The sequence below is a fragment of the Polymorphobacter multimanifer genome, assembly GCF_014205635.1.
Classification (GTDB): Bacteria; Pseudomonadota; Alphaproteobacteria; order Sphingomonadales; family Sphingomonadaceae; genus Sandarakinorhabdus; species Sandarakinorhabdus multimanifer.
The window spans coordinates 16,708-37,112 of the sequence record NZ_JACIIV010000029.1 but is presented as its reverse complement, the minus strand read 5'-3'; the positions used below and the strand labels follow the sequence as shown (position 1 = coordinate 37,112).

Below are 20,405 nucleotides of genomic sequence, written 5' to 3'. Positions count from 1 at the left end.
CCGTTCGCGCTAGCGCGGGTTGCAGGTGACGAGCCTTTCAGCTTAGCCAACGCGGTGGAAGTGCTTGGTGGGAATCATGCGACGAAGCTCTTCTTCATCAAAGGCTTGGGTGCTGCGGGTGATTTGCCTTGGCGTATCGTATAGGACTGACTGAGTTGATGAAACGCCATCCCATTCTTGTCGCCGGCCTGATGGCATTGATGCTCGCCGCGTGCGGCAGTGATGATGCTGCCGGTGCCAAAGGCGGACGGGGTGGTGACCGCCCCCCTTCATTGGTAAGCGCGGTTTCGGCTACATCCCAGGAGTTTGCGCCGCGGCTCGTGGCCCTCGGAACGGTGGCGCCACTGCAGACTGTCGATATCCGCACGCGGGCCGAGGGGGAAATCACCGCCATTCTTTTCAACGAAGGCGACAATGTGCGCGCCGGCCAGCTGTTGTTCCGGCTCGACGATCGCCAGGCACAGGCCCAGCTTGAGAGTGCTCGCGCGCAGCTTGCCACAGCGCGCGCGAATTCGGCACAGGCTGCCAGCGAGTTGAAGCGCGCCGAGGCGCTGGTGGACAAGGGCTTCATCACCGGATCGGTGCTCGACCAAAGACGCGCGTTGTCGCAAGGCGCCCAGGCTTCGATCAGTTCGGCTCAGGCTGCAGTGCGCAACGCCGAGGCGGCGCTCACCTTTCTCAATATTCGCGCGCCGGTGAGCGGTCGGACAGGAGAGCTCAACTTCCGTCTCGGCGCCAATGTTCGCCCGGCCGATCTGTTGCCGCTGGTCACGATCAACCAGCTTTCGCCGATCTCGGTTCGCTTCCTCGTGCCGCCGCAGGACATTGCACAGGTGCGGGCGGCAATGATGGCCGGGCCAGTGCCTGTTGATGCGAGGGTGCAAGGCGCGGGCGGCCTTCAGCCGCCGTTGGCCAGAGGCGTGCTTGCTTTTCTCGACAACAATGTTGATCCAGGCAATGGCTCTGTGATTGCCAAGGCGGAATTTCGCAATCCCGATGCGGCACTCTGGCCGGGGGCCATCGTCAATGTCGCCATGCCGATGGGCACGCCGAGCGCGCAAATCGCGCTTCCGGAATCTGCAGTGCAGACAGGCCAGGACAAGCCGTTTGTCTGGTTGATCGCGGCTGATGGCTCGGTTTCGATGCGCAATGTCGCCGTCAAGGGCCGCGCTGATGGCACTGCCTATCTCGCGAGCGGATTGCAGCAGGGTGAGCGCGTGGTCACCGATGCGCTGGCGCGATTGAAGGCCGGGGACAAGGTGAGGACGCGCGGCGGGCCTGATGGCGCAGCCCAGCCGCGAACTGCGGCGGCCGACCGTCCGGCGGTGGCTGGCTGATGGGCTGGGCACGCTTCTTCGTCGAGCGGCCGGTGGCAACCGTGCTGCTGACCTTGGCAATCATGTTCGCGGGCTTCTTCGGCTATCGACAGTTGCCCGTGTCGGCACTGCCCGAGGTCGATCTGCCGACGATCGAGATCCGGGCCAGTCTGCCTGGCGCCAACCCTGCCACCATGGCGACAGCCGTGGCGACGCCGATTGAGCGAAGGCTGTCGACGATCGCCGGCATCGACCAGATTACATCGACCTCATCCACCGGTGGGACCAACATCACCGTGCAGTTCGCGCTCGATCGCGACATCGACAGTGCGGCGCTCGATGTGCAGTCGGCACTTTCAGCGGTTACCCGCCAGTTGCCGCCCGAGATGCCGTCCCCGCCGACGTTCCAGAAGATCAACCCAGCCGACCAGCCGGTACTTCTCTTCTCGTTCCGCGATCCGTCGCGACCGTTGAACGAGCTGCAGACGCTTGTCGACACGCTGGCAGTCCCCCGGCTTTCGACGCTGCCAGGCGCCGGCAATGTGCAGACCTATGGCAGCCGGCGTTTTGCGATCCGCATCCAGTTCAACCCCGAAGCACTCACCGCGCGCAATCTGACGGCGGATGACGTGCGCCAGGCGGTGGCAGCGGCGAACAGCAATATCGCTGTGGGGGTGATCAACGGCGGTGCGCGCAACTACATTCTCAACGCCACCGGCAACATCGAGAAGCCGGAAGAGTTTGCGCAGATCATCGTTGCCACCCGCGGCGGCCTGCCGGTGCGCGTCGGCGATGTTGCGTCGGTCATCAGCAGTTTCGAGCAGCGTCGCGGCGGTGCCAAGTTCAATGGCGAGGCTTCGCTCACGGTGGCCGTCACCCGGCAGCCCGGTGGCAATGTCGTCAAACTCGTCGACGAAGTGAACCGCGTGTTGCCGATGATCAAGGATGCAATGCCGCCAACGGTCGAGATCACCAATATCCTGGATCGTTCGGAATCGGTGCGTCACTCGGTTGCCGATGCGCAATACACGCTGATCGGCACGGCACTGCTGGTCATCCTTGTCATCTATCTGGTGCTGGGCGATGCGCGAGCGACCGCCATCCCGGCGATCGTGCTACCGGTTGCGGCGATCGGCACCTTTGCCGGCATGTACATGTTCGGTTTCAACCTCGACAACCTCTCGCTGCTAGCGCTGACGCTCGCCACGGGCTTTGTTGTCGATGACGCGATCGTGGTGCTGGAAAACATAGTTCGGCACGTCGAGGATGGCGAGGCCCCACGGGAAGCCGCTGTGACGGGCGCCAACCAGATCACCTTTACCGTCATCTCGATCTCGGTTTCGCTTATCGCGGTGTTCATTCCGTTGCTCTTCATGGGCGGTGTCATCGGCCGGCTGTTCTTCGAGTTCGCAGTGACGATGGCAATCGCCATTGCCGTGTCCGCTTTGCTTTCGCTCACGCTCATCCCCATGGTGGCTGCGCGCTTGCTCAAGCCGGGGCATCAGGAGCCGAACAGCCGGATTGCCAGGGCTTCGACCAACGGGTTCCAGCGGCTGACCAACGGCTATATGCGGGCCTTCGACAGCACGCTTCGGCACCGCAAACTTGTTGGCCTATTCACAGTGGCCTCGATCGGCGTTGCCATCTGGGGTTTCACCGTCGTGCCCAAGGGATTTTTCCCAACCGAAGATACGGGCAGTATCTTCATCGGTACCGAAGCGGCGCCCGACACTCCCTATGACCAGATGTTGGCCAAGCAGGACAAGATTGCCGCGATCCTCGCTGAAGACCCAGCGGTGGCGCGGGTGAATTCGATTGTCGGCGGTGACAACAGCTACCGGGGCCGCTTGTTCGCACCACTTGTGCCCCGCAGCGAGCGCGATTCGGCTGAAGAGGTGCAGACGCGTCTTCGAAGGGCGCTGAACAGCGAACCGGGTTTTGGCGCCTTCCCCAACATTCCCCAGAACCTGCAACTGGGTGGGCGCGGCTCATCGTCGAACTATCAGTATACGCTCTCGGCGGTCGACAAGGAGGAGCTGTATGGCTTTGCGCCGAAGATGGAGCAGGCGTTGCGCGCCATGCCGGCGTTTGTCGACGTGTCGTCGGATTATCAGACTGGTGGCCGTGAAGTGATGGTCGACATCGACCGCGACGCTGCCAACCGGCTCGGGGTTTCGGTGGCGGCGATCCGGCAGACGCTTGCTTCGGCATATGGCAACCAGCAGATCTCGACCGTCTATACCGATGTCGACAGCTATCAGGTGATCATGGAGATCGCCGACTCCGAGCAGTTGACGCCCGATGGCCTAGGGCGGCTGATGGTGCGCGGGCAGTCGCTCGATGGGCAGGCAGCGGTCCTGGTGCCGCTCTCGGCGGTTATCAAGGTGCAAATCAGGGGCGCGCCGCTGGTTGTGGCGCACCAGAGTCAGTTGCCCGCCGTCACGCTCAGCTTCAACCTCGCCAAGGGCGTCGCGCTCTCCCAGGCCAAGCCGCTGATCGATGGAGCGCTTGCCGATCTCGGGGTGCCCGCGACCATTTCGGGATCGTTCGGCGGCAATGCGCAGCAATTCGAAAGCTCGACCGGCTCGATGCCGATCCTGTTCCTGGCAGCCGTCATCGTCATCTACATCGTGCTTGGCGTGCTCTACGAAAGCTTCGTCCACCCCATCACAATTCTTTCCGGTCTGCCGGCCGCGGGTATCGGCGCGGTGTTCTTCCTCTGGCTGCTCGACATGCCGCTCGATGTGATCGGTATCATCGGGGTGGTGCTGCTGATCGGCATCGTGAAGAAAAACGCCATCATGATGATCGATTTTGCGCTGGAAGGGCAACGCAGTCATGGCTGGACGCCGGCGCACGCAATTCGTGAAGCCGCCAACAAGCGCTTCCGGCCGATCATGATGACCACTTTTGCCGCAATGGCCGGCGCACTGCCGCTCGCACTCGGCATCGGCGCCGGTGCCGAGCTTCGCCAGCCGCTGGGTGTGGCGGTGCTGGGCGGTTTGGTTGTCAGTCAGGTGCTGACGCTGTTCATCACGCCAGTCGTCTATCTTGCCATTGAAGGCGCGATGACACGCTGGCGCGTGCGCCGCGGTGCTGCCGATGTGCGGGAATTGCCGCGCGAGACGCTGCCAGCGCAAGTGCCTGATCCGGGCCGGGTGGCAGCCGAATAGGTGCTGCCGCAAAGGCAGTCGGTCAAGTCTTCAGTGCGCCGAGGGTGCGCTCGATCTGGGTCCACAAGCTGGTGATGCCGCGTGCTGCGGGAGTGCCCGCCTTGGCCGCGAGCAGAGGCAACCGCGTGCTTGCCATGGCTTCCACGGCCGCCGCATAGGGGATGACAGCCCGCTCGGGGTGTTCCGCGACCCGCTCGCGATGCAGCGTCTTGCGGCGATCGACCATCGAGAACACAGGCAGGACGGCAGGACCGTTCTTGTGTTCGCGGCCGAGATGATCGGTCAACTGGGCGAACGCGCGCTCGGAGAGCGGCGTGGGGATGAGCGGCACCACGAGAAGATCGACGGCGCGGAACAACTGGTCGGCAAGCTCGGTAAGACCTGGCGGGCAATCGAGGATGATCCGATCATAATCCTTCTCGAGGGACTTCAGCAGCTTCTTAAGACGCTTGGCTTTTTCATCGAGCAACTGTGCTTCGAGGTGCCTGAGCGAGCGATCGGCTGCAAGAACATCGAGACCGGGAAACTCGGTCGGCTGGATCAATGGCGCAAGCTGGCCATCGGCAAAGGCCTTGCGCGCCGATCCGGCAGCCCCGAGCCGCATCGTGAAGGTGGCAGCGCCCTGCGCGTCCAGATCCCATAGCAGGGTTCGACGGCCGGACAGGGTGGCGCTGGCATGTGCAAGATTGACCGCGATGGCGGATTTTCCGACGCCGCCCTTGACGCTGAAAACCGCGATACTGCGCACCGTATCAGGCGGCCAGCGCGTCCGCGAGTCGTGCGCGGATGCCGAGCAGGACCGCGCGAGTGGTGGGATTCAAGCCGGTATGGGCTGCGGCCTCGAAGCCGGATATGACAACACCCTCTGTAGGGCCAGCGCCGCTGGATGCTGCGGTGGCGGCAACAGTCGGAGTGGCAGCGCCGGGTTTCAGGCCCTCGAGCAATTGCTGGGCACCGCGAATGGTCATCCCCTGATCGTGAAGCAGTGAGCGAATGCTTTCGAGAAGGGCCATGTCCTCCGGCCGATAGTAGCGGCGGCCACCACCGCGCTTGAGCGGCTGCAGGGCAGAAAAACGCGTTTCCCAGAAGCGCAGGACGTGTTGCGGGACGCCGATGACCTCGGCGGCCTCTCCGATCGTACGAAACGCGGTGGCCGCCTTGCCTGAAGTGCCTGCCCTCGCCATCGTTTCAGCTGTTGATTGCCTGGCGAAGCAACTGGCTCGGGCGAAACGTCAGAACGGTGCGTGGCTCGATCGGCACTTCAACGCCGGTCTTGGGGTTGCGGCCGATGCGAAGGCCCTTTGAGCGCAGCACAAAGCTGCCGAACGAAGAAATCTTCACATTGTCACCGGCGAGCAGCGCATCGGCAATCGAATCGAGGACATTCTCAACGAGTTGAGCCGAGTCGGCACGTGAAAGCCCGATCTCGCGATGAACAGCGTCCGCAAGTTCTGCCCTGGTCACGCTGCCTGGTGTGATGGAACTGATCTCTGCCATGGTCATGTTTCCCCCAGCGCAAGCGGGCATGATAGCTGTTCAGCTTCGACTTTACCAGCGGACAGCAGCAGCACCCCAAGTGAATCCGCCACCCATCGCTTCGAGCAGGAGCAACTGGCCTGGCTGGATACGCCCGTCGCGCGCCGCGGTGTCGAGTGCGAGCGGAACCGAAGCTGCCGACGTGTTGGCATGATCCTGCACCGTCACGATGACCTGCTCAGGGGCAAGATCGAGCTTGCGTGCTGTTGCTTCAAGAATGCGAAGATTGGCTTGATGCGGCACCACCCAATCGACATCGGCAGGAGACAGCCCGGCAGCGGCGAGCGTCTCGTGCATCACCGCGGCGAGGTTGGTGACCGCATGGCGGAACACTTCCTTGCCCTTCATCCGCAGCTTTCCGACGGTGCCGGTGCTTCCGGCACCGCCATCGACATAGAGCAGCTGGTTGTGGCGGCCATCGGCATGGAGGCGCGTGGCAAGAATGCCGCGGTCCGATGACGTACCCCCGCCCTCGAAGGCGGAGAGCACCACGGCGCCGGCGCCGTCGCCGAACAGCACGCAGGTGGCGCGATCCTCCCAGTCCAGCAGGCGCGAGAAGGTCTCGGCACCGATGATCAGCGCATGCTTGTGTGCACCGGTCCGCAGCATCGCATCGGCGACCGTGAGGGCATAAAGGAAGCCCGAGCAGACTGCCGCGACGTCGAAAGCGACGCAATCGTCGATGCCGAGCTTGGTCTGCACAATCGTGGCGGTGGCGGGGAAGGTCTGATCAGGCGTTGCAGTGGCGACGATGATGAGATCGATGTCGCGCGGCTGCAGCCCGGCGCTCTCCAGTGCGCGGCGAGCGGCAGCGGTACCGAGGTCGGACGTGAACTCGTCCGCAGCAGCGATGTGGCGCTGGCGGATACCGGTGCGTTCGACAATCCAGTCGTCCGATGTATCGACCTGGGCCGCGAGGGTCGCGTTGGTGAGGATGTGCGCGGGTAGATAGCTGCCGGTACCCGTTATGCACGAGCGTATCATCGTCGGGCGGATCATGCTTCGGCAACAGTGGACTCAAGCGGCGTATGCGGGCGGCGGGCCGAGAAATTGGCGAGATCCTGTGCAATCCGCTCGCTGACGTTGTCAACGACCAGATCATGCGCCACGCCGATGGCATTGGCGAGACCGCGGATGTTCGCCGAGCCATGGCTTTTGACGACCAGCCCGTTCAGGCCGAGCAGCACGGCGCCATTGTGCGCATTGGGATCAAGGTGCGCGCGCAGCGCTCGCAAGGCGCCTCGCGACAGAAAGTAGCCGAGCTGGGTGAGCCAGGAAGAGCGAAACGCCTGGGCGAGCAGCCCGGTGACGAGCTTGCCGGTGCCCTCGGCGGTCTTGAGTGCGATGTTGCCCGAGAAGCCGTCGGTGACGATCACATCGACATTGCCCTGGCCGATCTTGTCGCCCTCCACAAAGCCTTCGAAAACCATTGGCAGATCGACGCTGCGCAACAAGGCTGCGGCCTCCTTGATCTCTTCCGTGCCCTTGAGCTCTTCCTCGCCGATGTTGAGGAGTGCAACGCGCGGTCGGTCGAGCCCGAGCACGGTGCGCGCAAAGGCAGCACCCATGATCGAGAATTGCACGAGATTTTCAGTGTCGCATTCGGTGTTGGCGCCAAGATCGAGCACCACCGAATCGTTCTTGAGGGTCGGCAGCAGCGCTGCGAGCGCCGGACGATCAATGCCCTTCATGGTCCGAAGCGAAACCAGCGACAGTGCCATCAGCGCACCTGTGTTGCCGGCCGATACAGCGGCATGGGCGGCGCCGTCCTTTACCGACTGTATCGCCATTCCCATCGACGACGTGCGGGAGCGACGGAGCGCCTGGCTCGGCTTGTCTGTGCCCAGAACGACCTCGTCGGTGTGGACGGTCTCGGCCGCTGCGGCGAGGCGCGGCAACCTTGCGAGTTCGGCGGCTATACGGTCCTGCGGACCGTGAAGGCGAAAGCGCAGCTTCGGGTAGCGCTCTGCAGCCATGTCGGCGGCGGCAAGCACGTCGGCAAGGCCAGCGTCTCCGCCCATCACATCAAGGGCGATGACCGGCGCCTGTACTGGCTTAGCCGTTGTCCGGGCGATCATGCGGCGGGCAGGCCCCGACCGCGCCTCAGGCCTGGACTTCGGTAACTTCGCGGCCGTTGTAGAAGCCGCAGGCGCCGCAGAGGTTGTGCGGGAGCTTCAGCTCGCCGCAATTGGGGCATTCCTGATGGCCGACGGGCACCAGCGCGTGGTGGCTGCGGCGCATGTTGCGACGGGAAGGCGAGGTTTTGCGCTTTGGAACGGCCATGAGGCACCTGTATGACGGGTCGAACAAGAGCTTGCCGGATCAATTTGGCGACAGCGAAAGACCATCGCCGGGCAAGCCGGAGAGCGAAGTGCGGCGGTATAGGGATTTTTCGGTCGCGTGCAAGGGGAAAGGGTGATTAGAGGCTTCGCGTGCTGACTTTGCTCGACATCAGGAATGTGGTTCTCATCGAGGCGCTGCGGCTTGAGCCGGGGGTCGGGCTGGCCGTGCTGACGGGGGAAACGGGGGCTGGAAAATCGATCCTGCTCGATGCGCTCGGGCTGGCGATGGGTGGGCGCGGCGATGCCGGGCTGGTGCGCGCCGGCGCCGATTCGGCAAGGGTGACGGCGGCGTTCGAGGTGCCCGAGAGGCATCCGGCACGCGCACTGCTTGCCGAGCACGAGATCGATGCCGAAGGGCCGATCATGCTCAAGCGCGTGATCAAGGTCGATGGCGGTGGCCGCGCCTGGATCAACGACCAGCCGGTAGGTGTTGCGTTGCTCCGTGAGGCTGCGGGGCTGCTCGTCGAGGTGCACGGCCAGAACGACGAGCGCGGGCTGCTGGCAGCGAGCGGCCATCGGGCGCTGCTCGATGGCTTCGGCGGGCTGGGGGAGGCTGTTGCGGGCGTGCGGGCAGCCTGGGCGGGCTGGCGCGATGCCCAGGCAGCGCGTGACGCCGCACTGGCGGCGCTCGAGGCCGACCGCAAGGACCGCGAATGGCTTGAGCACGCGATCGGCGAACTGACCGCACTGGGGGCCGAGCCGGGGGAAGAGGTGAGCCTCGCCGATGCGCGCGCCGGCATGCAAAAGGGCGCGCGGCTGGCCGACGACCTTTCTGCAGCTGCGACACTGATGGGCGAGGGGTCCGACAAGCTTGCGCAGGCCGGGCGGCGGCTCGACCGGATGGGGGGCGAGCACGTGCTGCTCGGCGAGGCGCTGGAGGCGCTTGACCGCGCGCTGGCGGAAGCGGGCGAGGCCGAGGTGAAGCTGGCGGCTGCGGTGGAGGCTCTGGAGGCGGATCCGGCACGGCTGGAGGCGACCGAGACGCGGTTGTTCGAGATCAGGGCGATGGCGCGCAAGCACCGCACAGAGGCCGATGCGCTGCCGGAACTGCTGGACACGCTTACTGCGCGGGCAGCGGCTCTGGTGGCGGGCGAGGATGGGCTTGCCGGGCTGGAGGCGAGGGTGAAAGCCGCCGACGCCGCCTATGCTGCGGCGGCCGATGCGCTGGGGGCGGCACGGCGGGAGGCTGCCGGGCGGCTCGATGCGGCGGTCGCTGCCGAACTGGCGCCGCTCAAGCTGGGCAATGCGCGCTTCCGCACGATGGTGACGGCTTTGGAGGCGGGCGGCTGGGGCGCCGATGGCCGCGAGCGGGTGGCGTTCGAGATTTCCACCAATCCGGGGGCCGATTTTGCGCCGCTCATCAAGATCGCCAGTGGCGGCGAGCTTTCGCGTTTTGTGCTGGCGCTCAAGGTCGCGCTGGCGGCGCAAGGATCGGCGGGCACGCTGATCTTCGACGAGATCGACCGCGGGGTGGGCGGGGCGGTGGCGAGTGCCATTGGCGAGCGGCTGGCGCGTTTGGCCGAGCGCACCCAGGTGCTGGTGGTGACCCACAGCCCGCAGGTGGCGGCGCGTGGACGCCAGCAGCTGATGATCAGCAAAGCCGTGGAGGCCGGCATCACCCGCACTGATGTGGTGATGCTCGATGGTGCTGGGCGGCTTGAGGAAATCGCAAGGATGCTGTCTGGTGCCGATGTGACTGACGAGGCGCGCGCGCAAGCGGCCCGGCTGTTGGGGGAGTAGATGGCATGACGGACTGGATGCTTGGGCGCCGCGCCCTGCTGGCAGGTGCGGGTGCGCTGGTGGCGGCACCGGCGGTCGCGCGCACGACAGGTGGTGACCGCTGGCCGGCGCTGCGGGCGCTGGTGAGCCGCTACATCGCCGAGAAGAAAGTGCCGGGGGCGGCGGTGGCAATCGTGCGGCCGGGGCGGTTCCGGCCGGACTGGATCATCGAAGGCGAGGATGCGTTCACCGGCGGGCGGCCGGTGACGAAGGACACGCTGTGGCGCATCTATTCCATGACCAAGCCGCTGACCGGCATGATGGCGATGGCGATGGTGGCGGAAGGCAAGCTGCGGCTCGACCAGCCGATCGGCGACGTTCTGCCCGAATTTGCAGCCATGCGGGTGCAGACCGACCCGGCGAACAGCCTGGCCTCGCGGCCCGCCGAGCGGCCGATCCTGTTGCGCCATTTGCTCACCCATACTGCAGGGCTTGGCTATTCGATCAACGGTAACGGACCGCTCGAGAAGGAATACAAGCGGTTGGGGTTGCAGCCGGGCTCATCGAACCGGTTTCTGGCGCCCGGAGACGGTGCGATTCCCGATTTGCAGACCTTCGTGAAGCGGCTGGCCACGCTGCCGCTGCGCAGCGAGCCCGGCACGGGCTGGCATTATTCGGTGGCCAATGATCTGCTCGGCGGGCTGATGGAGCGGGTGGGAGGCGCGCCGCTCGATGTGCTGATGCAGCGGATGCTGTTGAAACCATTGGGCATGGATTCGACGCGCTTCCAGGTGCGCGCGGCCGATGCCCGGCGGCTCTCCACCAACTATGCGTGGATCGGGCTCGACGGCAAGCCGCTGGCGACGCCGCAGCCGATCGATACGCCGGTGGATTCGGACTGGCTGCGGCCGCCGGCAATGTTCTCCGGAGGCGGCGGGCTGGCCGCTTCGGCGAGCGATTATGCGCGCTTTGCGCAGATGCTGGTCAATGGTGGCGGTTTCGAGCGTGGCGTGGTGCTGCGCGAGACGACCGTGCGGCAGGGGATGAGCAATCTGATGCCGCCCGGGGTGTTCTACGAGAAGATGGATGGCTTCGGCGCCTCGGGGCGGTTGACGCTGTTCGATACGCTGAAGGTGGCGCCCGACGGGTCGCCGGCGGGCAGCTATGGCTGGGGCGGGGCAGCGGGGACGCTGTTCCAGGTCGATCCGGTGCGCGGTGTGGGCGTGGTGGTGATGCTGCAATATCTGCCGCAACAGCGCTTTCCGCTGCCGAAGGAACTTCAGGTGGCGCTCAATCAGGATCTGGCGTGATCCGAACCATCGCCCGGCTTCTGCTCGGGATCATCTATGCCGGCGTCGGCATTGTGCATTTGCGAAGCCCCGAGGGCTTTCTGCCGATCATGCCCGAATGGGTACCGTATCCGCTGCAAGTGGTTCAACTGACAGGCGTTTGGGAGTTGGTGGGGGCTGCACTGCTGCTCTGGCCTCGTACAATCGGGTTTTTGGCGCGGGCCAACTGGTGGGGTGGGGTATTGATGGCGGCTTATGCGGTGGTGGTTTACCCGGCCAACATCAAGCATGCGATGGAGATGGTCGAAGTGGGCGGCAACACGCTCGGCTGGGGCTATCATGGCCCGCGGCTCGCCTTTCAGCCGGTGTTCGTCTGGTGGGCGCTGTGGGCCGGGCGGGTGATCGACTGGCCGTTCGCCGCCAGGGTGCGCTGAGTTCGTCGGGCCTGGGTTGCCTCGAGGGTGGTGGAGATGACCGGAAAATCGGGGTCTTGAAGGGATCTCTTGGCCATGCAGACGGATCGGCAGGGGTGTTTCTTGGGGCAAATCAGGGTTGTTTTGGGCTGGTCTGCAGCGGATTTTGGGACCGCAGGCCGTCGCTGACGAGGGCTGCGGCCGTGGCGGCGACGATGTCGGGGTCGGTCACGTCGTCCCAGACGCCGAAGCGCAGGCCCAGGAAGACGTTCATGCCCATGATCGCCCAGGCGCGCACCTGCATGTCGCCCTCGCTGATTTCGCCGGTGCCGAAAGCGCGGGTCAGCGAGGCGGCATAGCCCTCGGCGATATCGACATAATGCTTGCGATAGGCGTCTTCGGCCACGAAGGCGCTTTCGTCGATGATGCGGTAGAGCGCCTTGTGCTGGCGGACGAAGCGCAGGAAGGCGGCGATGCCGGCGCGCTCGCCCGAAAGCCGGTCGGGGGCGGCGAGGATGACCGGGGCCACTGTCTCGCGGACCTGGGCGGACATGTCGGCGACCAGCGCCCGGAAGATCGCCTCCTTGGAATCGAAATAGGTGTAGAAGCTGCCGATCGCCGCCCCCGCACGCTGGGCAATGCGGGCGATGCCGGCCTCGTGATAGCCGCGCTCGCCGAACTCTTCGGCTGCGGCATCGAGCAGGGCGCGGTGCGTGCGCCGGCCACGATCGGTACGCGGCGTCTTGTCGGCGGCTGACGGCGCCGGTTCGTGTCCTTTCAGTGACAGTTTCGTGCTGCTACGCATCGCGTCCTCCAACGCTAGTTGAATAGTGGTTCAGGTTTCAGTATGGCAACCCTTAAGTGGCATCAGCCGCACATATTCAACTGGGGAGTCCGCGCCATGGCCGACATTTTCAACCTTCGTTCCGCGCTCGTTGCCGGCGTTGCTCTGGCAGCGCTCGTACCTGCCACGCCGGTGTTCGCACAGGCTGCCGACACGATGGTGACCGAGGAGGACGAGATCATCGTTTCGGCGCGCCGGCGTGACGAGCGGCTGATCGATGTGCCGGTGGCGGTCTCGGCGTACAGCCAGGCCGATCTGGAGCGGCTGCAGGCGATCGACCTTGCCGGCATCCAGGGCACGGCCCCCAATCTCAACATCGTGCAGGGCCGCGGCTCAGCCACCAGCGCCAACATCTTCATCCGCGGGATCGGCCAGCCCGATGCGCTGCAGACCTTCGATCCGGCCGTGGGTGTCTATGTCGATGGTGTCTATCTCAGCCGCATCCAGGGTGCGCTGCTAAGCCTCGGCGATGTCGAGCGGATCGAAGTGCTGCGCGGGCCGCAGGGGACGCTTTATGGCAAGAACACCATCGGCGGGGCGGTGAGCATCATCAGCCGCAAGCCCGATCTGAACGTTCTCAAGGGCCAGGCTTCGGCGCTCTATGGCAGCTACAACCAGATCCTGCTCAACGGCTATCTTTCGGCGCCGCTGGCGGCGGACAAGCTGGCGCTGTCGGTCGCGGCGCAGTGGGACAAGCGCGATGGGATCGTGACCGACCCACGAACGGGGCGCAAGTACAACGACCGTGATTCGCTGACTGGCCGCGCCATCCTGCGCGCGCAGCCGACCGAGCGGCTCGAGCTGCTGCTTTCGGGCGACTATACCCGCCAGCGCAACGCGCTGACCCTGGGCTATGCCACCGCGCCGCTGGCAGGCATCCGGCCCATTCCGGCCAATCCCTATGGCCAATATGACTACAAGGCTTCGACGAGCTTTCGCGGCGATGAGGGCCAGCGGCTCGACCATTGGGGGACCAGCCTCACGGCCAACTTCGAACTCTCTGACGCATTCACGCTGTCCTCGATCACGGCCTATCGCAAGCTTCGCCCCGATCTATTCATCGACATCGATGCCACCGAGGCGGAACTCGGCGATGTCTTTGTCGGCATTGCGCAGGAGCAGTTCAGCCAGGAACTTCAGCTCAAGTGGAACACCGAGCGTTTCAGCGGGGTCGTCGGCCTCTACTATCTCGACGAAGTGGTTCGTTCGCACCAGGAGGCTTATGCCGATGATCTCCTCGGCATTCCCTTCACGCGATTGATCGACGATCGGCAGCGGACACGCAGCTATGCCGCCTTCGGGCAGGCGACCTACGACCTGACCGACCAGTTCGCGGTCACCGCCGGTCTGCGCTACACGCATGAGGACCGGGTTTATGACCGGCTGACCACGGTCGCAACAAGTGCTGCGTTCCAGCCGTTGTTTCCGCCGTTCAGCTTCCCCGGAAGCCTGCCGGCGCCGTTCAACAACGACAACAAGGCCAGCTTCGGGGCCTGGACGCCGACGCTGACGCTGTCGTTCAAGCCGACGCCCGACACGCTGCTCTATGGCTCGGCCTCGCGCGGGTTCAAGTCGGGCGGCTTCAACGGTCGCGCCAATTCGATCAACGACCTGACGGTCGTGGTGGGTGGCGTGCCGACGATAGTCACCCAGTTCCGGCCTGAAACGGTCTGGACCTATGAGGGCGGTGCGAAGGGCAGCTTCATGAACGGCCGCGTTCGACTGTCCGCCAACGCCTTCCTCAGTGACTACAAGGATTTCCAGGCGCGGGTCGGGGGCGGCTCTCTGGCAGTCTTCCCGGTTCTCAATGCTGGCGAACTGCGGATCTGGGGCCTCGAAGGCGAGGCCGCTGTCCGCCCCACCGATCGCTGGAACGTGCGCGTTTCGGTCGGCTATCTCAACGCCGAATATCGCGAGTTCAACGATGGTCGCCGTCCGCCGACCTTCTCGTGCAACCCTACCGGCAATGCCATCACCTGCGAGCCGGCGTTCGCGCCGCCGCTCACGCTCACGCTGGGCAGCGACTACACCATTCCGCTCGGTAGCGCCGGCGGCCTGACCTTCGGCGGCGACGGGCGCTTTGTCGATGCGCACTTCCTGAGCGTGGACAACCGCAGCAACCTGCGCGAGCCGGGCTATTGGGTGGCCAATGCCTTTGTGCAGTTCGATTCGGCCGCTGGCTGGTATCTGCGCGGCGGGGTGAAGAACCTGTCGAATTCGCTGTACCGGACCGATGGGCAGGAGTTCAGCTCGGTGGGGAACATCCAGACGGTGTATTTCGGCGATCCGCGGACGTGGAATGCAACGGTGGGGTTCCGGTTTTAGGCGCCGCGCGGCGAGCGCGCGCGCCGCGCGCCGACTCGCGCAAGCCCGGCCAGCGAGGCGGCCAGCCTCGCTGGCCGAGCTCGTCTGACGTCAGCCGCGGCTTTGCCGCGGCGCTGCCTTCTCTTTAACTGTAAACGCAGCAGAGCACCCCCACCCCGCTCGCGCCAAGGGCGCGAGTCGCCCTCCCCGCAAGGGGGAGGGAGCTTTTAGCGAAGGCTGTCGCGCGCGCCGGACAGCCGCGCAATCGCCTCATCCAGCACCGCGTCCCGCTTGGCGAAGCAGAGGCGCAGCGTGGTCGTGACCGGCTGTTCGGCATAAAAGGCCGAGACGGGGATGGTGGCCACCCCGGCCGCCAGCAGCCGTTCGGCGGCTTGGGCATCGCCGAGCGAAATGCCCGAGGCGGCAAGGTCGATCGAGACGAAATAGGTGCCCGCACTCGGCAGCATGGCATAGCCGGCTGCGGCGAGGCCGGCCACCAGCCGATCGCGCGAGCGCTGGAAACCGGCGCGCATGGCTTCGAACCATTCTTGCGGTTTGCCCAGGCCATGGGCGATGCCGAGCTGGAGCGCGGGCGGGGTGGTGAAGGTGAGGAACTGGTGGGATTTGGCGAGCACGGCGGTGAGGGCGGGGGCGGCGCACATCCAGCCGACCTTCCAACCGGTGAGCGCGAAGATCTTGCCGCCCGAGCCGATCTTGACGGCGCGATTTCGCAAGGCCGGCACCGAGAGCACGGAAACATGCTCGGCGCCATCGAAGTGGACATGCTCCCAGACTTCGTCGGAGAGGATTACAGCGCCTGAGCGGGTCGCAAAGCCGGCGAGAAGATCGAGGGCTGCGCGGCCGAAGGTCGAGGCGCTGGGGTTGAGGGGATTGTTGACGATGACCAGCCGCGTCTTTTCCGAGAAGGCGGCAGCGAGATCTTCGGCGTTGAACTGCCAATGCGGGGGGCGGAGTGTTACCAGCCGCGGCACGCCGCCGGCGCGGCCGACGAGCGGCAGATAGGCATCGTAGAGCGGCTGGAACAGCACCACCTCGTCACCCGGGGAGACCAGCGCGAAGATGGCGGCGGCGAGCGCCTCGGTGGCGCCCGAGGTGATGGTGATCTCGCGCTCCCAGTCGAGGTCGATGTTCTGATGTGACTGGTAGTGGGTGGCGACGGCCTGGCGCAGGGCGGGGATGCCGGGCATCGGGGGGTATTGGTTGTGACCGGTGAGGATCTCGGACGCGGCGGCATCGAGCACGTCTTGCGGCCAGCCCGAGTCGGGAAAACCCTGGCCGAGGTTGATGGCGCCGGTGGCGCGGGCGCGGGCCGACATGGTTTCGAAGATGGTGGTCGGCATGGCGGTGTAGAGCGGGTTCATGGGGCGAGTTGGGCGGGACGCAGCGCGCAAGTCAATGCCCCTCTCCCATGCCGCGCGGGCTGGTGCTAGGAGGCAGGCATGGCGGGTGTGCGCGGGCCGGGGTCGGCCGATCCTTCGATGATGACGGCAGCAGCGGCAGCGGCCGAACTGGCGTGGCTGGCGACCGAGATCGCCCGGCACGACCGCGCCTATCATGGCGAGGATGCGCCGGAGATTGCCGACGCCGACTATGATGCGCTGGTGCAGCGCAACCGGGCGCTGGAGGCGGCGTTTCCGCAAGCGGTGCGTGCCGACAGCCCGAGCCGACGCGTGGGGGCGGCGGTGGCGAGCGGGTTCGGCAAGATCAGCCATGCGCGGCCGATGCTCAGCCTCGACAATGTGTTTTCCGATGCGGAAGCGCAGGAGTTCGTGGCGCGGGTGCGGCGCTTCCTGGGGTTGGCGGCCGACGAGCCGGTGCTGCTGGCGGCGGAGGCGAAGATCGATGGCCTCTCCTGCTCGCTGCGCTTCGAGCGCGGGCGGCTCGTGCATGCGGCGACGCGCGGGGATGGTGCTGTGGGCGAGGATGTGACTGCCAACATCGCGCATGTGCGCGGGCTGGTGCATGTGCTGCCCGAAGGGGCGCCCGAGGTGGTGGAGGTGCGCGGCGAGGTCTATATGACACATGCAGATTTTGCAGCGCTGAATGCGCGGGCGGCGGAGAGCGGCGGCAAGATCTTTGCCAACCCGCGCAATGCGGCCGCCGGATCGCTGCGGCAGCTCGATGCGCGGATCACCGCGAGCCGGCCGCTGGCGTTCATCGCGCATGGCTGGGGGGAAATGAGCGCGCTGCCGGCGGACACGCAGAGCGGCGTGATGGCGGCCTTTGCCGGATGGGGTTTCGACATCGGGGCCGACCGGATGGCCGGGGCGACGATCGAGGCTGCGACGGCGTTTGCGGCAGCACTTGAGCGGCGGCGGGCCGAGCTGGCGCATGACATCGACGGGGCGGTGTACAAGCTGGAGCGGCTCGATTGGCAGGCGCGGCTGGGGCAGGTGGCGCGGAGCCCGCGCTGGGCTGTGGCGCACAAGTTTGCCGCCGAACAGGCGGAGACGGTGCTGACCGCGATCGAGATCCAGGTTGGGCGGACGGGGGCGCTGACGCCGGTGGCGCGGCTGGCGCCGGTGACAGTGGGGGGCGTGGTGGTGACCAATGCCACGCTGCACAATGAGGACGAGATCGGCCGGCTGGGGGTGAAGCCGGGAGACCGGGTGCGCGTGCAGCGGGCGGGGGATGTGATTCCGCAGGTGCTCGGTGTGGTGGTGGATGGTGGCGGGGCGCCGTTCGTGTTCCCCGATGCATGCCCGGTGTGCGGCAGCCATGCGGTGCGCGAGGAAGGCGAGGTGGTGCGGCGCTGCACCGGCGGGCTGACGTGCCGGGCGCAGGTGAGCGAGCGGCTGCGGCACTTTGTGTCGCGCGGGGCTTTCGACATCGAGGGGCTGGGGGTCGAGCGGATCGAGCTGTTTGCGGCGGCCGGGCTGATTGCGCGGCCGGGGGACATTTTTCGGCTGAAGGAGCAGCGCGAAGCGATCCTGGCGTGGAAGGGCTTCAAGCCGGTGTCGGTGGACAAGATGCTGGCGGCGATCGAGGCGCGGCGGTCGGTGGGGCTCGACCGGTTCATCTTCGCGCTCGGCATTCGCCATGTGGGGGAGGTGACGGGGCGCGATCTGGCGCGGGCGTTCGGCAGTGCCGAGGGGTTGCGGGACGCGGCGATTGCGGCGGGGACGGACGCCGAAACGCTGGCGCGCCTGACCGAGATCAGCGGTATCGGGCCGGTGGTGGCGGGGGCGCTCATCGACTTTTTTGGCGAGCCGCACAATCTGGAGACGTTCGAGGATCTGCTGTGCCAAGTGCGCCCCGAGCCGCTGGCGGCGGCGCTGCAGACGGCGCTGACGGGGAAGACGGTGGTGTTCACGGGGAGCTTGGCGGGGTTGAGCCGGGACGAGGCGCGGGTGCAGGCGGAGGCGCTGGGGGCGCGGGTGGCAGGGAGTGTGTCGGCGCGGACCGACCTGGTGGTGGCGGGGGCCGATGCGGGATCGAAGCGGGCGAAGGCGGAAGCGCTGGGGGTGAGGGTGATCGACGAGGCGGGCTGGGCGGCGATGGTAGCGACTGCGGCGGGATGACGCTTTTGTTGCATTATGCTTTAAATGCATAGCTGACGCACTTGCAGCACGGCTGGTGGCGGCGCTGGAAATCACTATCTCCACTTCCCCGATAGGAATTGACCTGTCGGGATTTGGAGTGTCGATCATGAAGGTCGTTTTTGACGGGCTTTCGCCCGAGCCGGTCGCAGCGCAGCCGATGGTTGCTGTTGCCCGCAATGAAACTCGTGCGCCGAAGAAGTCGCGCGTGCAGCTTCGCCCGATTGCCGCCGATGCGCGGCTGTTCCACGCCTTCTACGCGTGATCGTTCAGCTGCGGGGACGCGTCAGCACCAGCGTTGGCCATTCGGCCCGGTGATGCTGGCGCGCGCCCTGAAGCGGCGAAAAGGGCACAAGGCCCTGGTTTAGATAGGCGCGCTGGACGGCGCGCTTTTGCACATCGAGCAGCCCCGCGAGGACGAGTATGCCGCCTGGCGCCAGCGCGGGCGCGATCGACGCCGCCATGGCGATGAGCGGGCCGGCCAGGATGTTGGCGATGATGAGATCGAAGGGGGCCCGGGCGCGCAGCGCCTGATGCGCCATGCCGGCGGCGGTGATGAGGCTGACCTGGCCCGCGCCTTCGCCGTGCTGAAGGCGGTTTGCCGCCAGATTTTCCCGCGCCACGCGCACCGCCACCGGATCGATATCGGTGGCGATGGTGCGGGCGCGCGGCCAGGCGCGGGCGGCGGCCATGGCGAGGATGCCGGTGCCGGTGCCGAGATCGGCGATATTTGCGAAATCATGGTTGCGGCGGAGTGCGGAGAGCGCGGCGAGGCAGCCGTGGGTGGTCATGTGCTGGCCGGTGCCGAAGGCGAGGCCGGCTTCGATGCGAAGCGCGATGTCGCCGGGCTGGCGTGCGCCCAGGTGATCGGTGGTGAGCGCCACGAAGCGGCCGGCGCGGACGGGCTCGAGGCCGATCTGGCTCATCGTGACCCAGTCTTCTTGCGGAAGCGGCTCGAGGCTGTGGCTGGTGGCGGAGGGGGCGAGGGTGCGGATGCGCTTTACAAGGGCCTGGTCGGGTTTGGCGTCGAAATAGGCGAGCATCACCCAATCATCGGGGGCGTGCGGATCGGGCTCGTCGACCATGATGGTGGGGGGGTCGAGCAGATCGATGAAGGCTTCGTCGGCGTTGGGGAGCGCCTCGGCTTCGGCGCGGGTGCAGGCCATGCGCAAAACCCAGCCTGCCTGATTCTGGCAACTCATCGGACGTAGCTCGCGCCGTTGATGTCGAGGGTGGCGCCGGTGAGCGACGGGGGGGCGTCGGTGGCGAGCCAGCGGATGGTTTCGGCGACTTCGTCGACACTGGCGACGCGGCCCAGCGGGATATCGGCGAGCAGCTTGTCGCCGCCGCGCGAGGCCAGATATTCGTCGGCCATGCCGGTCATGGTGAAGCCGGGGGTGATGGCGAAGGCGAGGATGTTTTCGCGCGCATAGCCGCGGGCAATGGTTTTCGTCATCGCCAGCATGCCGCCCTTGGCGGCGGCGTAGTGCCAGTGATTGGGGCTGTCCCCGCGGTGGCCGGCGCGGCTGGCGACGTTGACGATGCGGCCGCCGCCTTGCGTGCGGAAGTGGCGGACGGCGTGGCGGCAGAGGTCGGCTGCGGATTGCAGGTTGATGGCGAGGCTGCGCGCCCAGGTGTGGGCGAAGGCGGCTTCGTCGCCGTCAATGTCGACGGCTTCGAAGACGCCGGCGTTGTTGACGAGGACGTCGATGTGGCCGCCGGCAGCGTCGAGCGCTGCGGCCCAGAGCGCGGTGGCCGACCCTGCTTCGGCAAAGTCTGCAGCGATCGTGCCATCGGCGCCGGTGGTGGATTGCGCGATGACCGTGTGGCCGCGTGCTGTGAGGAGGGTGCGCGCTGCAGCACCAATGCCGCGCGATGCGCCAGTGAGGAGGATGTTCGCCATGCCCCG

18 protein-coding genes are annotated in these 20,405 nt (G+C 66.1%); 8 read left to right on the top strand and 10 right to left on the bottom strand.

Features of this window, described 5'->3' with window-relative positions; genetic code table 11:
* The first annotated feature begins 158 nt into the window (after positions 1–158).
* A complete protein-coding gene (locus tag FHS79_RS15855) occupies positions 159–1,337 on the top strand; it encodes an efflux RND transporter periplasmic adaptor subunit (RefSeq protein ID WP_184202355.1) in 1,179 nt (392 codons plus the stop codon).
* The gene (locus tag FHS79_RS15850) at positions 1,337–4,489 is read left to right on the top strand and encodes an efflux RND transporter permease subunit (protein WP_184202353.1); all 3,153 of its coding nucleotides are present in this window, start codon (positions 1,337–1,339) and stop codon (positions 4,487–4,489) included. Before FHS79_RS15855 ends, FHS79_RS15850 begins: the two co-directional genes overlap by 1 nt.
* Positions 4,490–4,511: 22 nt before the next feature.
* Here FHS79_RS15850 and FHS79_RS15845 read toward each other — a convergent pair whose 3' ends face one another.
* Genes FHS79_RS15845 through rpmF form a run of 6 tightly spaced genes read right to left on the bottom strand, consistent with a single transcriptional unit; the run spans position 4,512 to position 8,308 of the window.
* Positions 4,512–5,237, bottom strand: a complete 726-nt coding sequence (locus tag FHS79_RS15845) for an AAA family ATPase (RefSeq protein ID WP_184202351.1) — start codon at positions 5,235–5,237, stop codon at positions 4,512–4,514.
* A 4-nt stretch (positions 5,238–5,241) separates the two neighbouring features.
* Positions 5,242–5,673 (bottom strand): MerR family transcriptional regulator, encoded by a 432-nt coding sequence (locus tag FHS79_RS15840; RefSeq protein WP_184202349.1) that lies wholly within the window; start codon positions 5,671–5,673, stop codon positions 5,242–5,244.
* Between the two features lie 4 nt (positions 5,674–5,677).
* The gene (locus FHS79_RS15835; RefSeq protein WP_184202347.1) at positions 5,678–5,986 is read right to left on the bottom strand and encodes an integration host factor subunit alpha; all 309 of its coding nucleotides are present in this window, start codon (positions 5,984–5,986) and stop codon (positions 5,678–5,680) included.
* A gap of 51 nt (positions 5,987–6,037) precedes the next feature.
* On the bottom strand, positions 6,038–7,009 hold the full coding sequence (locus FHS79_RS15830; protein WP_207792394.1) for a beta-ketoacyl-ACP synthase III: 972 nt from the start codon (positions 7,007–7,009) through the stop codon (positions 6,038–6,040).
* 11 nt (positions 7,010–7,020) lie between these two features.
* A complete protein-coding gene (gene plsX / locus FHS79_RS15825) occupies positions 7,021–8,103 on the bottom strand; it encodes a phosphate acyltransferase PlsX (RefSeq protein WP_184202345.1) in 1,083 nt (360 codons plus the stop codon).
* A 25-nt stretch (positions 8,104–8,128) separates the two neighbouring features.
* Positions 8,129–8,308 (bottom strand): 50S ribosomal protein L32, encoded by a 180-nt coding sequence (gene rpmF, locus FHS79_RS15820; RefSeq protein WP_184202343.1) that lies wholly within the window; start codon positions 8,306–8,308, stop codon positions 8,129–8,131.
* Positions 8,309–8,457: 149 nt separating this feature from the next.
* Between rpmF and recN the strand changes: the two genes are divergently transcribed.
* Genes recN through FHS79_RS15805 form a run of 3 tightly spaced genes read left to right on the top strand, consistent with a single transcriptional unit; the run spans position 8,458 to position 11,809 of the window.
* Positions 8,458–10,107: a DNA repair protein RecN gene (recN, locus tag FHS79_RS15815; RefSeq protein ID WP_184202341.1), complete on the top strand. Its 1,650-nt coding sequence runs from the start codon at positions 8,458–8,460 to the stop codon at positions 10,105–10,107.
* 5 nt (positions 10,108–10,112) lie between these two features.
* Positions 10,113–11,396: a serine hydrolase domain-containing protein gene (locus FHS79_RS15810; RefSeq protein ID WP_184202339.1), complete on the top strand. Its 1,284-nt coding sequence runs from the start codon at positions 10,113–10,115 to the stop codon at positions 11,394–11,396.
* Entirely contained in the window at positions 11,393–11,809 is a 417-nt protein-coding gene (locus FHS79_RS15805; RefSeq protein ID WP_184202338.1) for a DoxX family protein, read from the top strand. The genes FHS79_RS15810 and FHS79_RS15805 overlap by 4 nt, the downstream gene beginning before the upstream one ends.
* A 112-nt stretch (positions 11,810–11,921) precedes the next feature.
* On the opposite strand, the gene FHS79_RS15800 is transcribed toward FHS79_RS15805, so the two are convergent.
* On the bottom strand, positions 11,922–12,593 hold the full coding sequence (locus FHS79_RS15800; RefSeq protein WP_184202336.1) for a TetR/AcrR family transcriptional regulator: 672 nt from the start codon (positions 12,591–12,593) through the stop codon (positions 11,922–11,924).
* 96 nt (positions 12,594–12,689) lie between these two features.
* On the opposite strand from FHS79_RS15800, the gene FHS79_RS15795 reads away from it, so the two are divergent.
* On the top strand, positions 12,690–14,957 hold the full coding sequence (locus tag FHS79_RS15795) for a TonB-dependent receptor (protein ID WP_184202334.1): 2,268 nt from the start codon (positions 12,690–12,692) through the stop codon (positions 14,955–14,957).
* 206 nt (positions 14,958–15,163) lie between these two features.
* On the opposite strand, the gene FHS79_RS15790 is transcribed toward FHS79_RS15795, so the two are convergent.
* On the bottom strand, positions 15,164–16,318 hold the full coding sequence (locus FHS79_RS15790) for an aminotransferase (protein WP_184202332.1): 1,155 nt from the start codon (positions 16,316–16,318) through the stop codon (positions 15,164–15,166).
* 117 nt (positions 16,319–16,435) lie between these two features.
* Between FHS79_RS15790 and ligA the strand changes: the two genes are divergently transcribed.
* Both ligA and FHS79_RS15780 read left to right on the top strand, forming a co-directional pair.
* Positions 16,436–18,478, top strand: a complete 2,043-nt coding sequence (gene ligA / locus FHS79_RS15785) for an NAD-dependent DNA ligase LigA (protein ID WP_184202375.1) — start codon at positions 16,436–16,438, stop codon at positions 18,476–18,478.
* Positions 18,479–18,533: 55 nt separating this feature from the next.
* Positions 18,534–18,761 carry a hypothetical protein gene (locus FHS79_RS15780; protein WP_184202330.1) on the top strand — a complete coding sequence of 76 codons (228 nt, stop codon included), beginning with the start codon at positions 18,534–18,536 and terminating at the stop codon, positions 18,759–18,761.
* A 4-nt stretch (positions 18,762–18,765) separates the two neighbouring features.
* Here the strand turns inward: FHS79_RS15780 and FHS79_RS15775 are convergent, their stop codons facing one another.
* The gene (locus FHS79_RS15775; protein WP_184202328.1) at positions 18,766–19,662 is read right to left on the bottom strand and encodes a 50S ribosomal protein L11 methyltransferase; all 897 of its coding nucleotides are present in this window, start codon (positions 19,660–19,662) and stop codon (positions 18,766–18,768) included.
* Between the two features lie 32 nt (positions 19,663–19,694).
* Positions 19,695–20,399 carry an SDR family NAD(P)-dependent oxidoreductase gene (locus FHS79_RS15770; protein WP_184202326.1) on the bottom strand — a complete coding sequence of 235 codons (705 nt, stop codon included), beginning with the start codon at positions 20,397–20,399 and terminating at the stop codon, positions 19,695–19,697.
* Positions 20,400–20,405 lie beyond the last annotated feature (6 nt).